Source organism: Pseudomonas sp. GZD-222 (assembly GCF_049310525.1).
GTDB lineage: Bacteria > Pseudomonadota > Gammaproteobacteria > Pseudomonadales > Pseudomonadaceae > Aquipseudomonas.
Genome location: NZ_JBMOWO010000061.1, coordinates 1 through 14,280, shown reverse-complemented (window position 1 = coordinate 14,280; position 14,280 = coordinate 1). Strand labels below are relative to the sequence as shown.

Here is a 14,280-nt window from a genome sequence, read left to right as displayed (position 1 = left end):
ATTCACTCATCAACCGGAGAGCATCCGGCGCACTGGGGCTACTGCCTAAGCTCGACATGACATCAATGTGCCTTTACTCAAAGAGCGCCAGCATATCGAGGTGAGATAAGGATTAGGAGGCGTACATGGACATTATTATGAAAAACTTTCCGATTATTGCGTGGCAGCTCCAATTCAGCTTTAAATGTTACTTGATATTGATTGGCCATTATCGGCTTCGAGCTCGCTCACGGACGTCTTCATGCAAAATGACAGCAGCACAGTCAGGGAAATCAGGGTCTTCCTTTCCTCAACCTTCAAGGATATGCAGGCCGAGCGACACTACCTGCTGACACGGGTATTTCCCGAAGTGCGTGAGGCGTGTGAAAGCCGAGGCGTGGGGTTTACTGAAATTGACCTGCGCTGGGGCATCACCGAGCAGGAAGCTGAAAAAGGCACAACCGTCGCAGTCTGCCTGAAAGAAATCGACCGCTGCCGTGAATTCCCACCGTTCTTTATCGGCTTTCTGGGCGAGCGCTATGGCTGGGTTCCAGACCAGGCGATGCTAAATGACTACCTGCAGGGTAAGGAGCTCAGCGAGTACGTCGGCACGATCCAGACGGCGCTGGACAAGAACATCAGCGTGACCGAGCTTGAGTTCGACTACGCGCTTGAGGGGCAACAGCAGGGCCGTGCCGAAGCGCTGTTCTATTTGCGTAGCACAGCACTGACCAGTGAGCTGTACAGTCAGTCTGGCGGCGCGCAGGCCACCGATTTTTATGACCCGGGCCATGGCAAACTTGAGGTGCTCAAGCACAAGCTGCGCGCTTCAGGCGTCATCGAAATCGATAACTACGAATCGGTTGAAGCCTTTGGCGAGTCGGTAAAGGCTCAATTGCTGCAGGAGTTGGACCGCCGCTATCCGGAAAAGCAGGGCGCCCTGGCTTTGCTGCGCCTGCCGCATGAGAACTTTGCCAGTACGCGGCTGAAATTTTATGTGCCGCCAACAGGGTCTTGCGAGGCGGTATTGGGCTATTGCCGTAGCCGGCTGAGTGGCAAAGAAAAACGACCTGCGCTGATTATCGGTGAGCCGGGAGCGGGCAAAAGTGCCTTGATGGCTTATCTGGCGCGCAACCTGCCGCGCCAGCCACTGCTTGCAGGCGCCAGGGTCCTCGACTTTCACGTCGGTGCCGATGGTAAACGGGGTATTGATCAGTGGCTTGACGACATTCAGGTGTTGCTTGAAGGCCGCGTGACGCCAGAGCAAGCATTGACGCAAGTGCCTTCTGGAAACGAAAAGTGGCAGGCCCTGGTCCAGCTGCTGTCGCGCAGCGTCGCCACGGCGCAAGGCAAGCCGCTTATCCTGCTCCTGGATGGTATCGAGCGCTTCGATAACCCAAGCCAGGTGTTGCGGCAGTTCCAGAAGCTGTCCTTGCCTGACCAGGTCATCATCATTCTGTCGGCGACACCGAGCCTGGATGCAGGCGAGGAAGCGGTCTGGCGCTATGGGCTTGAGCGCGCGGATGCTGCGCTGCTGCGCAAAATGATCGATACCTACACCCTCAACTACCGCAAGCGTTTACCGGACACGCTGGTCAACCAGCTGATCCAGGCGCCAGCAATGACCTTGCCGGTGTACTTGCGGGTTGTCCTCGAACAAATGCGTGTTCGTTCGGCCCATGAAACGCTTGAGAAAGATATTCAGGTGTTGCTCAGTCATGCGGATGTTGGAAGCCTGTTCCGCTCGATGCTCACAGCTTGGGACCTTGACCTCAGCACGGCAAACCATCCGCAGATCGTGACCCGGGCGGCACAGTACCTGTGCGCGTCGCGGGCGGGGCTTTCCGAGCGCCAACTTGCCTTGCTGCTGGCAAGCGACAACGATGCGCCCGAAGGCGATAGCGGGCAGAAACGCGCTCCGCAGCTGCTCATGAGTCGTGTGCTGTCGGTTTTGCGTCCTTACCTGGTGCGCTATGAGGGGCGTGAGCAACTGATGCATTCGTCGTTGCAGTCTGCCGTCATGCAGGGTGCAGATGAAATCCTTATTCGCCAGGAAATCATTCACATCGTGGGATGGGCGAGCAATGGCCAGGATCCATCGCTGAGTAATGCGTTGGGCAGCTTCACCCCGCTGGTCATCGCCGAGCGCATTTTCCAGGCCTGTGAGCTGCTTGCCCTGGATTCTGAAGACGCCGTGGCCTTGGACACGCTGCGTTGGGATCTGCAAAAGCCGCTTTGCGTCGTGGCCTGCTACCAGTCTGCTCCGGCAACCTTGATGCAAGCCTTCGCCACGCTCGGCGCTCAACAGGCAGAGCCTGCTCAAGCGATAGCGAGTATCACCGCCGCCTGGAAAGCCTGCTCGCGGCTCTGGTTTCCGCTGGCGGTCGAGGATCTGGCGGTTTGCAACCAGGTTACCCACCAGTTCATCGACCTTTCGTACAACGCACTGTGCGAAGCCTGGTGCGCATTTGTTGCCGAACTGATTGCCGGCCGCTTTGACAACAACCTCACGCTACAGGCGCGTAATAACGCCAACCTGGCCGCGATGTACATTGCCAGTCGACGCCCGGAAAAGGCGGAACACCTTCAACGGCAGGTGTTGGCGCAGTTTGAAGCCGCGTTCGGCAAGGACCATCCAGAAGTCGGCAAGGTGTTGGCGGTCATCGCGCTTGCCCGCTATCAGCAAGGTGATCTTGCAGAGGCGGCGAGCCTCGGGAGCAAAGCTTACAAGATCCAGTTGGCGGCTTATCCGCACGGCAATCGAGACCTGGTACAGATCCTCAGCAACCTCGGTTTGATCTACAGGGAACTGGGAAAACTCGACGCGGCAGAAGCAATGCTGCTCGAGGGTTTCAAAATGGCGGCCAAGGTTTTCGACGCGTTCGACATCGACTTCATTACCCTGACGGTCGTTCTGGCGGACACCTACTGCGATAAACAGGACTACATCCGCGCTCGCGCATTCGCTGCCAAAGCGCTGGAAGCTGCTGGAGACTCGCTACCCAGCTGGCATCCGACCCACATCCATGCGCTAGTGACCTATGCGAACGTGTGCGCGGGTCTGGACCAGGTCAAGGATGCCACTGAGGCCTACCAGATCGCGTACGCAATCTTTGTTGATACGGCGCCCGATGACCATCAACAGCTCTACACGCTGGAGTGCAACCTGGGGCAATTGTTGCTCAAGCAAGGCATGCTGGTTGAAGCGCAAGAAGTGCTGGGCAATGCCGTCGAGCGCAGTCGACACTTTCCTGCAGCGACCGGCGACGGCAGTAGCGCCCAGGAGATGTTCAACCAGTGCCTTACGTTCAGGTTGGACCAACAGCACCTTGAGGCTGAGCTGGCACACCGTCGGCTCATGGCCAGAGACCCGGCTACACGCTGCGGCCTGGTGATGTACCTGAACAATCTGGCCGTGGAATATAAAGACAGTGGCCAGTTCTTGATGGCGGAACAGTGCTTCCTGGAAGCCCTGGACATCGCCAAAGACCTGAGTGAGATAGACACGGCTGACCGGGCCATCGTGTTCAATGGCCTGGCGGCTTTGCGTGAAGAACAGAACCGCCTGGAGGAGGCCGAGCAGCTGTTTGTGCAAGTGTTGTATTTGCGTGAATCGGCATTTGCCGGCAACGATCAGCGCATCGCTCATTCTTGCTACCGGCTCGGCTCGGTCTACTTCAAGCAAGAGCGCTATGAGGAGGCAGAGGCCTATCTGGCGCGTGGTGTCGCAACCTTCAGAAGCGTCAGAAAGGCAGATGTCCGGGCGTTCGCCGACTGCCTGAGCGTGTACGGCATGGTGCTGAAAAGAGTGGCCCGATTGGAGAACGCTCGCGCGCAGATGAAGGAGGCAATTGCGCTGTACAAGAAGTGTGGGCATGCGGCGGCCTCAATGATTACTGGGCTTTCGCGCGAGATTCACGAGATCAACATGCAACTTGGCGATGCCGGTGCAGTAGCCGGCGTTGGCGCGACACCGAACTGGTGGAAACCCTGGACCTGGTAATCGAGCCTCACAACGTAGAGTGTGATGCGTAGCGCTCAGCCACCTACCAGATAGGTTCCAAGCGGAGTCTGATGTCTGGGCTCGGCATGCGGCGGTGTACCCGAAGCCCGGGCCCGCTGCGCCGCCTGGATCAGTTGCATGTTGCGGTTGCGTAGCTGGACGTTGCGCCCAACCCGCAGGTTGGAGCGCGCCGCCAGTGTTTCAGCCTGCTGGTACTCGCCCTGTTGAAGGCGCAGTACACCGAGGTAATGCAGCGTTGCAGGATTGTTCGGCTGGATATGCAGCGCACGCTCCAGCGTGGCAGCGGCCTGGTCCAGCTGGCCATCGGCATACTGCTGCGAGGCGGTTTCAATCAGGGTGGTTGATGCGTTGTTGCTGTGCGCGGAGGCTCTGCGTTCGGCTGCAACCGAGCCTAGCGATGCGGCTGCGCAAAACGCCAGGACAAGACCTGGCAGAAGACTCTTGGTGGGCATCAGGAGGACTCGGCTGCAACGCTGTTCGGCTGGGGTGGGTTCGGGCGCTTTATAGACTAGGCCCGTGATCTGAAGTTCCCGCTGCTACAGCCCCGAAACCGTTGATGCGTCGTCAGTTCAATACGATGATCTTCGACACCAGCTCCGCACTGTTCTTCGCCTGCAATTTCTTCATCAACCGCGCCCGGTGCACCTCCACCGTGCGGTGCGAGATGTCCAGCTTGCGCCCGATCTCCTTGCACGTCAGGCCGTTGACGATATGCGCCGAGATCTCGCGCTCCCTGGGCGTGAGGTTGACCGTGGGCCGGAATACCCGGTCCATGCGCTCGAAGTGCCACACCATCAACTGAAACGGGTCTTCCGGGGTCAGGGTGTAGCCGTTGGCCCGCGCCCAGAACACTTCGCCGCTGCGGTGCTGCATGAAGCGTTCATCCGAGTAGGCACCGTTCTTGGCATGGCGCAGCCAGCTCAGGCTGCGTTCGCCGATGATGTTGAAGTCGGCCTGTGAGGGGTAGAGCTTGAGGATCAGTTCGCCCAGCAGGTCGTCGCGCTGGTAGCCGAACAGGCTCTGGAAGGCTTCGTTGAGGTCGAGCATGCGGCGGTTGCCGGTGATCACTTGCGATGCAGGCGATACCTGGAAGGCCAGGCGTTCAAGGTCTTGTAGTTGTCGGGCTGGGTCGGTCATGGCGCAGGCCTCCCGCGTGCTGATGATGTGTTGCCTCGCAGTATCCATCACTCGGGCTACTCATCCCTATACGTAGTTGCACGAATAGCGAGGGCTTCGGGGTTGGGGCCATTGTAAGGAACGCCTGTTCAACCAGAAGGATAAAAACCATGGCTACCGACTCCGTCAGCATCGTCGCCGCCGCGCATTCGCGCTTTGGCCGCTTGACCGATGCCACCCTGGAAGACCTGATTGTCGATGTTACCCGCGCCGCACTGATCGATGCGGATGTAGCCGCGTCGGAAATCGATGCGCTGTTTCTCGGGCAGTTCAACTCGGGGCTGGTGCCGGACGGTTTTCCGGCGTCGTTGATGCTGCAGGCCGATCCCGCCTTGCGCTTCAAACCGGCCACCCGCTGCGAGAATGCCTGTGCTTCAGGCTCGGCGGCGATTCAGGCGGGGATCAATGCGATTTTGTCCGGCAGTGCGGAGCTGGTGCTGGTGGTCGGGGCGGAGAAGATGACTTCCAACTCCACCGCACAAGTGACCAAGGCTTTGGCCGGGGCCGGGTATCAGCATGATGCCGAAGAAGCCGGACTGAGTTTTCCGCAGTTGTTCGGGCTGGCGGCCGCGCAGTACGAGCAGCTGTACCAGAGCCCGCTGTCGGCCATGGCCGCGATTGCCGCGAAGAACCACGCCAATGCCATGGCCAACCCCTTGGCGCAGATGCACAAGGCGATGAGTTTCGAGCACTGCAATACGGTGTCCGAGAGCAACCCCTATATCGCCAAGCCACTGCGGTTGACCGACTGTTCGCTGGTTACCGATGGCGCGGCGGCGATTGTGCTGGCGTCGGCCAAGCGCGCCGGCCAGTTCCGTCGTGAAGTGGCGATCAAGGGCATGGTCCAGGTCAACGATTTTCTGCCGCTGTCGCAGCGTAACCTGCTGGCTTTTGAAGGGCCGCAGCGGGCGATCCAGTCTGCCTTGGGCAAGGCTCAAGTGACGCTGGATGACCTGAGTTTTGCCGAAGTGCATGACTGCTTCACCATCGCCGAGTTGCTGATTTATGAGGCCATGGGCCTGGCGCCGCAAGGGCAGGGGCATCGTGCGCTGGAGGAGGGGATTGTTCAGCACGGCGGCAAGTTGCCGGTGAACCTCTCCGGCGGGCTCAAAGCCAAAGGACATCCGGTGGGCGCGACCGGGGTGTCGATGCATGCCCTGGCGTTCGGCCAACTGACCGGCAACCCGATCGGGCTGGCAGCGCCGAATGCCGAATTCGGGCTGCTGTTCAACATGGGCGGCATGGCGGTGGCCAACTACGCCTCGGTGCTTCAGGCGCGGAGGGCGTAAGTTTGAATATTGCCAACTGGTTGCAAGCCGCCGCCCAGCGCTGGCCTGAACGCCCGGCGCTGTTTACCGGGCAACAGCAGATTGCCGACTACCAGACCTTCGCCGCCAACGTGCGTGGCCTGGCCTATCAACTGATTCACGAGCACGCAGTGGAGCCGGGTGATCGCGTGGCGCTGTTCATGAAGAACTGCTGCGAGTACCTGGAACTTATGTATGCCGTGTGGTGGATCGGTGCCGTGGCGGTGCCGATCAACTGCAAGCTGCACCGCAGTGAGGCCAACTGGATTGTCGATAACGCCCAGGCACGGCTGGTGTTCACCGATGACGGCCAGGTGTTTGCCCCCGGCGAGCTGGCTGACGACTGCCGCGAGCTGGCCGGCCTTGGGCGAGTGCTGGAGCCTGTCGCTGACGCACTGGCAACACCGTACACCTGCAACGCCGATCACCTGGCCTGGCTGTTCTATACCTCCGGCACCACCGGGCGCTCCAAGGGGGTGATGCTGTCCCACGGCAACCTGGTGGCGATGTCGTTGTGTTATCCGCTGGATGTCGATGCGCTCAGCGGCAACGAGGCGGTGCTGTACGCCGCGCCAATGTCCCATGGCGCCGGGCTGTACAACTTCATTCATGTGCGTTGCGGCGCTCGCCATGTGGTGCCGGAGTCGCGTGGCTTCAAGGCTGAGGAAGTGTTCGAGCTTGCCACCCGGCTCGGTGATGTCTCGCTGTTCGCTGCGCCGACCATGGTCAAGCGCATGGTCGAGCAGGCGCGGGTGACGGGGTATGCCGGTGAGGGGATCAAGACCATTGTCTACGGCGGTGCGCCGATGTACCTGGCGGATCTGCAGGACGCCGTGGACACCTTCGGCCCGCGTCTGGTGCAGGTCTACGGTCAGGGTGAGAGCCCGATGACCATCAGCGCCTTGCCGCGTGAAGTGATTGCCGATCGTCAGCGCGCGGACTGGACACATATCGCCTCTTCGGTGGGGCTGGCGCATTCCGCTGTGGACGTGCGCGTGCTCGATGCCGAACGGCGTCCGTTGGCCGTCGGGCAGCCCGGCCAGATTGCCGTGCGCGGCCCGACGGTGATGCACGGCTACTGGCGTAACGAAGCGGCCAGCCGCGAGGCGTTGGTCGATGGCTGGCTGCTCACCGGCGACATCGGCTACCTCGATGATCAGGGCTACCTGACCCTGACCGACCGCTGCAAAGACGTGATCATCTCCGGTGGCAGCAACGTGTACCCGCGCGAGGTGGAAGAGGTGCTGGCCCTGCACCCCGAAGTGTTCGAAGTGTGTGTGGTCGGCGAGGCCGATGCCGAGTGGGGCGAGTCGGTGGTGGCCTTTGTGGTTGCCCGTGGCGACAGCCTGCTCGATGAGCGTGCGCTGACGGCCTGGTTCCTCGAACGCATGGCCTCGTTCAAGAAACCGAAGAAGTATGTGTTCCTCGCCGAGCTGCCGAAAAACAGTTACGGCAAGGTCCTCAAGACCGAACTGCGTCACTGGCTCAAGGAGGCCGCAAGCACTGCCGCTGTTCCGTGAAGCGCGTCCCCAGGACTGTTTTCCATCAATAAGAACAAGACAGGAATACTGCTATGGCAACTCATCAGCACAACCCGGCCCGGCAACGGCGGCGCGCGTTTATCGGCGCAACGTCCGGGCACCTTATCGAATGGTACGACTATGGCGTGTACGGCTTTCTGGCGGTGTATATCGGCCAGGCGTTCTTCGTCTCCGATGACCCGACCACCAGCCTGCTCAGCAGCTTTGCCGCGTTTGCCTTGAGCTTCTTCATCCGCCCCCTCGGCGGGCTGTTCTTCGGGCCATTGGCCGACAAGATCGGCCGGCGCAAAACCCTGATCACCGTACTGGTGATGATGGCGGGGTCTACCTGCCTGTTGGGCATGCTGCCGACCTATGCCTCCATCGGCATCGCAGCGCCGATCCTGCTGGTGTTGATTCGCTGTGTGCAGGGCTTCTCTGCCGGTGGCGAGATAGGCACCATCACCAGTTTTATTTCCGAGTATGCAGGGCCGGGGCGGCGGGGCTTTTCCACCTGCTGGCTGATGGTTACCGCAGTACTCGGGCTGGTGCTCGGCGGCGTGGTTGCCAATGGCATGACCTGGGCGCTGGGTGCCGAGATGATGCAGGACTGGGGCTGGCGCATTCCGTTCCTGGTCGCCGGGCCCATGGGCCTGATCTCCATGTACATCCGCCTCAAGCTCGAAGACAGCCCGGAGTTTCTCGCCCTGCAGAAAGCCGGGGAAACCTCCAAGGCGCCATTGCGTGAAGTCTGGCAGTGGAAGCGCGCGATTGCCCTGGTGTTTTTCATCATCACCCTGCACAGCTCGATCTTCTATCTGGTGCTGACCTTCGCCTCGACCTACATGTCGCGCATCCTCAAGTTCGACAGTGGCACCACGCTGCTCTACGTGTTTATCGCCAGTCTTTCGGCGGCATTCGTCATGCCCTTTGGCGGGATGTTCACCGACCGCTACGGGCGCAAACCCTTCCTGATGGTGGTGGGGGGGGTGGCGACGCTGGCGATGTACTGGTTCTTCAAGGCGGCACCGACTGCCACGCCGGCTTCGTTCTTCTGGCCGCTGATGGCGGTGGCGATTCTGTTCGGGCTGTACGCGTCGTCTACCTACGCGACCATGAGTGAGCTGTTGCCTACACGTATTCGCTCTACCGGGATTGCCGTGGCGTACAACATTCCGGTGGCGGTGTTTGGCGGCAGTGCGCCGTTGATTTCGACCTGGCTGATTCAGCAGACGGGGGATATTACCTCGCCGTGGTACTTCTACATCGGTACCGGGATTGTGTCGCTGATTGCCTTGGTGGTGTTGCGCAAGGAGGATTTTGTGGCGTGTCACAGCGCGGCAGAACCGCAGTCGGCGCAGGTCGACCTGAAGTTGGCAGGCAACGCGCTGTAGCCACTGTACATGTGGGCTTGCCCCGCGATGGGCCAAACCATCGCATTGTGGGCAAGCCCTTCATCACATCCTCTGAGTCCGAACTTTTACCCCTTGAGCCTGATACGGGTATCGCTTTGGAAACACTTTTCGGAAACGCCTGACATACCCGGCTACCACCCACCCCATAACCTGCGCGTTCCGCACACTTTGGAGAGGGAATTTCAGTGGCTACAGGGCATTTCATTCGTTTGGGCGACAAAACCACCTGCGGTGGCACAGTGTTGGAAGCAGACCAACGCGTCGTCATGTTTGGCCGCGACCATGTGCGCGAGGGCGACCGGGTTACCTGTGGCAAGGATGGCAGTGTTTACCGAATCGTCGGCGGCATTTCGTACATTGAAAGTCACGGCAGACGTGTAGCGGGTAGCCTGGACAGCATCAGCAGTTGCCCTTGCCAGGCCAGGCTGATTCCTTCCCTGGACAGCGCGACCTACCAGTCGGAGAAGGCTGCCCCCAAGACCGCACATGCCCCCTCACCAGGTGTGACGGCGATGCCACTCGCAGCACGCCCGTCGGGCGCCGCCCCTGCGCCCGTGGTCGACAGTCCGTTGGAAGAAGAGGAGGAAGAAGAGGAGCTGGAGGAGGTTGGCATTGCCCTGCGCCTGGGGCTGTTCTTCGACGGCACCGGCAACAACCAGGCCAACAGCGCCGCCACCGCCGATTGCTATGCCGCCAGTGTTGGCCTGACGACGGAAACCGCCGAGGACATTCGCCAGCACTGCGCTGCCTTTGGTTTTGATGGTGATGGCAACTCGCCGGATAACAGTTATGGCAATGACGTTAGTAATGTTGCACGTCTCTACAACCTTTATCCGGACCAGGCCGAGGAGCAACTGCCGCCAGGAGCCGAGGAGGCCTATATACCGGTATATATCGAAGGTATCGGGACTAGCAGCGGGCAGGGTGACTCGCTCTACAGTCAGGGCACCGGGCAGGGGGACACTGGTGTTGTTGCACGGGTTAAGCAGATGCCCACGCTGGTACTGAAGCAAATACGATTGCTACAAGATAGTAACCCCGGCTTAAAAATTCGTCGGGTCGAGGTGGATCTGTTTGGCTTCAGCCGAGGGGCGGCAGCGGCGCGGCACTGTGCCAATGACCTGCTCAAAGGGCCGGGCAGTTTTCTGGCCCGTTCATTGCCTGCGGGCTCGCCGTTGCTGGTGAGCGATTTTGCCTGGCGCCATCGCAGTGACTTTGTCCTCAACTTCATAGGGTTGTTCGACACGGTAGCGGGCATCGTCTCGCTACGTGATCGCGACTTCAGCCCGCACAATGCTGTCAATCCTGGGCTCAACCTAAGGCTCGCGCCGGGCATCGCCCGCAAGGTGGTTCATCTGGTAGCCGACAATGAGTACCGCCACAACTTCTCCCTGACCCAGACTGAACAGGACATCATGCTCCCCGGCTGTCATTCGGACATCGGCGGCGGCTACTTGCCGTTGTCCCGCGAGAAGCTGCTCCTGAGCAAGCCCGACAGCAGCGTGGAATTCAACAGCCTTCCCAATGAGCGCTCCGCGGCCTACGCGCGCACCAAGCAACGCTTCAGTCATGAGTCACGCCACTGGCTGGCCTATGTACCGCCTGAGGGACTCGACATCGTCACCTGGTCGGTGCAGACCCAGCAGCGTAAACGTGATACCCAGGCCGAAAAACGTGTATACGCCGCGATCGTCAGTCAGCGCCAGGTGCGCAACGAGTTGTCGCTGGTATACCTGCGTATCATGCGTGAATGGGGGGTACGCGCCGGCGTGGCGTTTGACGAAATCAACGATCGGTTACCCGAATTATTTTTGCCCAGCGAACTGCAACCCATCGCCGCCAAATTGCAGGCCTTTGCCCTGGGTGAGCCCTACGCCTCCCTGACCAGCGAAGAAGTCTCACTGTTACGCCGTCGCTACATCCACCTCTCGGCCCACTGGAATGCGGCCAAGGGCTGGAACAACAGCGCTCTGGATGTCGTATTCATAAACCGTCCGGCCGCAGGGATGCAACGCATGGAGCACCCCAATGAGTAAGCCCAGGGCACTGCTCTTGGTGGGGGTGATGTTTTGGTTGAGCGGTTGCGCCAACAGTCCCCACCGCCTGCCTTACGACTCGTGGCGATTAGGCCTGTTTGCGCCCAACTACATGGAAGTGTGGATCGAAACCGCTGATGCGGTGGACGTACAGGATCGGGCCTTTCGTCGCGCCATGAGTGGTCTCGCTGCAATCAATACCCCGAAAAACATCAAAGGCAATCCTCGAGGCTGGCCGCAGCGGCCAGGGGCAGGAAAGGGCAAGCAGGTACTGGGCGCGGATCTACCGCGCCTGATCTACGTGCGCTGGCAATCGCTGGTCGAGCCGCAAACCTATGAGGCGTACATCATCATCCCCGAGGCCACCCGGCAGGCGATGCTCAAGGGCGAAAAAACATTCTGCCAAGCCGACGCCAAGTGGATCACTGGCTATCGCGATGTGCTGACCGTCGGCCTGGCACCGGGTGGGGTTACCAGGGTTTGGCTCATGGGCGCTTGTTTGGCGCCAATTGATGTAGCTCGAGTGCAGGGCACCGTCGTGAAGAAAGGTCCCTACGGAGGCAAGGCAAGCGGCTATTACCGACCACCGAACGAAGCATCAAGAGCTTACATCGAGAAGTACGGAGTTCCCTATGGATCTTGGTGAACTTAGCTTCAGAAACTACAAAGTCATGAAATACATATGGGCGCTGCTTTTTTGGGCGCTTGCTAGTAGTAGCTGCTTGGCGAGTGAATCTTCAAATCAGGAAACGTTGGCGGGTGTCTACTTCTTGGAGGGCGTCATGGAAATGGGGTCAACGCTCAAGTTGGAGAAAAATGGCGAGTTCAAAGCCCACGTAGCTTATGGCGCGGCTGATGGGTTTGCACAGGGAACCTGGAAGCGAAATGGCGACAAAGTTCATCTGTCCCCAAGCGAAATGTCCGGTTTGGGAGAGCTGTTTAAAGGATGGACACTACTTGAAATAGACGGCGCTTGTTTGCGTATTGCCCCGAAAGATGAAGGCGGGTGTTATCGGCGTGAGGTCAAGCTACCCTACGACTCGTGGCGATTAGGTTTCGGTACGCCCGATTATATGGAGGTGTGGATAGAGACTGCCGATGCAGTGGACGTACGGGATCGCGCGTTTCGCCGTGCCATGAGCGGCATTGCCTCAACCCAAAGCCGAAAGAATCTGAAGGGTAATCCACGAGGTTGGCCGCAACGTCCGGGAGCCGGTGCGGGCAAGCAGGTGTTGGGCGCTGACCTACCACGCCTGATCTACGTGCGTTGGCAATCGCTAGCTGAACCGCAAACCTATGAGGCCTACATCGTTATCCCCGAATCTACTCGGCGGGCGATGCTCAAGGGCGAGAAGACTTACTGCGCATTTGATGACAAATGGATCACTGGCTATCGCGATATGCTGACCGTCGGCCTGGCACCGGGTGGGGTTACCAGGGTTTGGCTCATGGGCGCTTGTTTGGCGCCAATTGATGTAGCTCGAGTGCAGGGCACCGTCGTGAAGAAAGGCCCCTACGGAGGCAAGGCAAGCGGCTATTACCGACCACCGAACGAAGCATCAAGAGCCTACATCGAGAAATACGGGATTCCCTATGACTCTTGGTAAGGCCTCCAGCTTTGTGAGTTCCAACAGAGCCCTTCTACAGGGCAAGGCGAGTGATGTCCTTGCCCTGGAAAAAACACAATGCGCTCAGCGAATCGCCACCGGATTCACATTCACCTGGGTCGACCCTTTGTACAACGGCTGGCCCAATACAAACAGGAACTCGAAAGCCTTGTCCTGCACCAACGCTCGCGTATCGATCAGCTCCAGGTTGTAGATCCCGCGCTTGGCCAGCATGAACTGATTCACCGGGAACTCTTCTCCCGACGGATTCGGGTACACCTCCGACGCCCAGGTATCACCGCCAAAGGCAACAATCCCCTGATCGGCCAGCCACTGCGCCGCCGGCATATCGATGCCCGGCTCGGTGGCAAGGAACTGCTGATTGTCTTTGCCAATCAACTCCAGCCAACCGGTGTTGAACAGCACCACGTCGCCTTTGCGCAGGGTGATGCCTTGTTTGTTCAGCACCGCCTTGAGGTCATCGACGCTGAACACCGTGCCGCCCGGGACGATGGCTTTGCCGAAGTGCGCAGTCATGTCCAGGACCACACCGCGGGTGACCATGGGCGGGACTTTTTCGATGCCGAGTTTGCTTACCCCTTCGACGGTGACGAAGTCGGCGGCTTTATTGCCGTTGTAGTAGACGTTGTCGATACCGATATGGCCGATGCCGTTGAGCTGGGTGCCAACGCCGGTCCAGCCGTTGACCAGTTCGTCATTGAAGGTGAACTTGTTTTTGCCCAGGGTCTGCCCGGCCTGTTCGCCCGGCTGGATGTTGTAGAGATGGAAGCTGCGGTGGCGGAAGGCGGGCAGCTCTTTGCTGACGGCGACGCCCAGGGCGTAGGTCTTGCCGGTGGTGACCAGGCCGATGGCTTTTTTCACCCCCTCAGGGGTAAGCAGGTTGGCGGCGCCGATTTCGTCGTGGGCGCCGTAGGCGGAAGGGTACCAGTCGGCGGCAAGGGCCGTGTGGGCGGTGGCGGCGAGGGCGCTGGCGAGGAGCAGGGGCTTGAGGTGTTTCATCGGTCGTTCCTGAAAAAGGGTGGACCGATTCTGGACAAGGTGACGGAGGGGAAAAAGCGGCCTGGCAGACAATGAGTTTTGCCTGTGGGACACGGATCCAAGGGAGAGCAGCTGTACGGCTGATCGCGGGGCAAGCCCGCTCCCCCCCCCTTCCCCCCCATGGGAGAGGGTTTTCCCCCCGATCCGATCAATACAC

General features: G+C 59.8%; 9 protein-coding genes and 1 pseudogene. 7 read left to right on the top strand and 3 right to left on the bottom strand.

Translation table 11 applies throughout. From position 1 onward, the window contains the following. Positions 1-241 precede the first annotated feature (241 nt). Positions 242-3,982 carry a tetratricopeptide repeat protein gene (locus tag ACO6VD_RS11335; protein WP_422419086.1) on the top strand — a complete coding sequence of 1,247 codons (3,741 nt, stop codon included), beginning with the start codon at positions 242-244 and terminating at the stop codon, positions 3,980-3,982. Between the two features lie 80 nt (positions 3,983-4,062). Here the strand turns inward: ACO6VD_RS11335 and ACO6VD_RS11330 are convergent. Beyond that, positions 4,063-4,455, bottom strand: a pseudogene (locus ACO6VD_RS11330) (tetratricopeptide repeat protein); the annotation flags it as partial. Positions 4,456-4,567: 112 nt separating this feature from the next. Then, entirely contained in the window at positions 4,568-5,140 is a 573-nt protein-coding gene (locus ACO6VD_RS11325; protein ID WP_422419084.1) for a LuxR C-terminal-related transcriptional regulator, read from the bottom strand. A gap of 149 nt (positions 5,141-5,289) precedes the next feature. Here ACO6VD_RS11325 and ACO6VD_RS11320 point away from each other — a divergent pair, with 149 nt between their 5' ends. The 6 genes from ACO6VD_RS11320 (at position 5,290) to ACO6VD_RS11295 (ending at position 13,064) form a co-directional block, all read left to right on the top strand. Beyond that, on the top strand, positions 5,290-6,468 hold the full coding sequence (locus ACO6VD_RS11320) for an acetyl-CoA acetyltransferase (protein WP_422419082.1): 1,179 nt from the start codon (positions 5,290-5,292) through the stop codon (positions 6,466-6,468). 2 nt (positions 6,469-6,470) lie between these two features. Beyond that, entirely contained in the window at positions 6,471-8,006 is a 1,536-nt protein-coding gene (locus ACO6VD_RS11315) for a class I adenylate-forming enzyme family protein (RefSeq protein WP_422419080.1), read from the top strand. A 53-nt stretch (positions 8,007-8,059) separates the two neighbouring features. Continuing rightward, complete coding sequence (locus ACO6VD_RS11310; RefSeq protein ID WP_422419078.1) at positions 8,060-9,400, top strand: MFS transporter; 1,341 nt, start codon at positions 8,060-8,062, stop codon at positions 9,398-9,400. A 206-nt stretch (positions 9,401-9,606) separates the two neighbouring features. Then, complete coding sequence (locus ACO6VD_RS11305; RefSeq protein WP_422419076.1) at positions 9,607-11,457, top strand: PAAR domain-containing protein; 1,851 nt, start codon at positions 9,607-9,609, stop codon at positions 11,455-11,457. After that, on the top strand, positions 11,450-12,103 hold the full coding sequence (locus ACO6VD_RS11300) for a DUF2931 family protein (protein ID WP_422419074.1): 654 nt from the start codon (positions 11,450-11,452) through the stop codon (positions 12,101-12,103). The genes ACO6VD_RS11305 and ACO6VD_RS11300 overlap by 8 nt, the downstream gene beginning before the upstream one ends. 337 nt (positions 12,104-12,440) lie before the next feature. Continuing rightward, positions 12,441-13,064 carry a DUF2931 family protein gene (locus ACO6VD_RS11295; RefSeq protein WP_422419158.1) on the top strand — a complete coding sequence of 208 codons (624 nt, stop codon included), beginning with the start codon at positions 12,441-12,443 and terminating at the stop codon, positions 13,062-13,064. 84 nt (positions 13,065-13,148) lie between these two features. On the opposite strand, the gene ACO6VD_RS11290 is transcribed toward ACO6VD_RS11295, so the two are convergent. Then, positions 13,149-14,084 carry a cyclase family protein gene (locus tag ACO6VD_RS11290; RefSeq protein WP_422419072.1) on the bottom strand — a complete coding sequence of 312 codons (936 nt, stop codon included), beginning with the start codon at positions 14,082-14,084 and terminating at the stop codon, positions 13,149-13,151. Positions 14,085-14,280 lie beyond the last annotated feature (196 nt).

Bases quoted from the DNA above. Each gene is read 5' to 3' on its own strand.
- ACO6VD_RS11335 (WP_422419086.1), top strand. From the start codon at position 242: ATGCAAAATGACAGCAGCACAGTCAGGGAAATCAGGGTCTTCCTTTCC.
- ACO6VD_RS11290 (WP_422419072.1), bottom strand. From the start codon at position 14,084: ATGAAACACCTCAAGCCCCTGCTCCTCGCCAGCGCCCTCGCCGCCACC.
- ACO6VD_RS11320 (WP_422419082.1), top strand. From the start codon at position 5,290: ATGGCTACCGACTCCGTCAGCATCGTCGCCGCCGCGCATTCGCGCTTT.
- ACO6VD_RS11300 (WP_422419074.1), top strand. From the start codon at position 11,450: ATGAGTAAGCCCAGGGCACTGCTCTTGGTGGGGGTGATGTTTTGGTTG.
- ACO6VD_RS11325 (WP_422419084.1), bottom strand. From the start codon at position 5,140: ATGACCGACCCAGCCCGACAACTACAAGACCTTGAACGCCTGGCCTTC.
- ACO6VD_RS11310 (WP_422419078.1), top strand. From the start codon at position 8,060: ATGGCAACTCATCAGCACAACCCGGCCCGGCAACGGCGGCGCGCGTTT.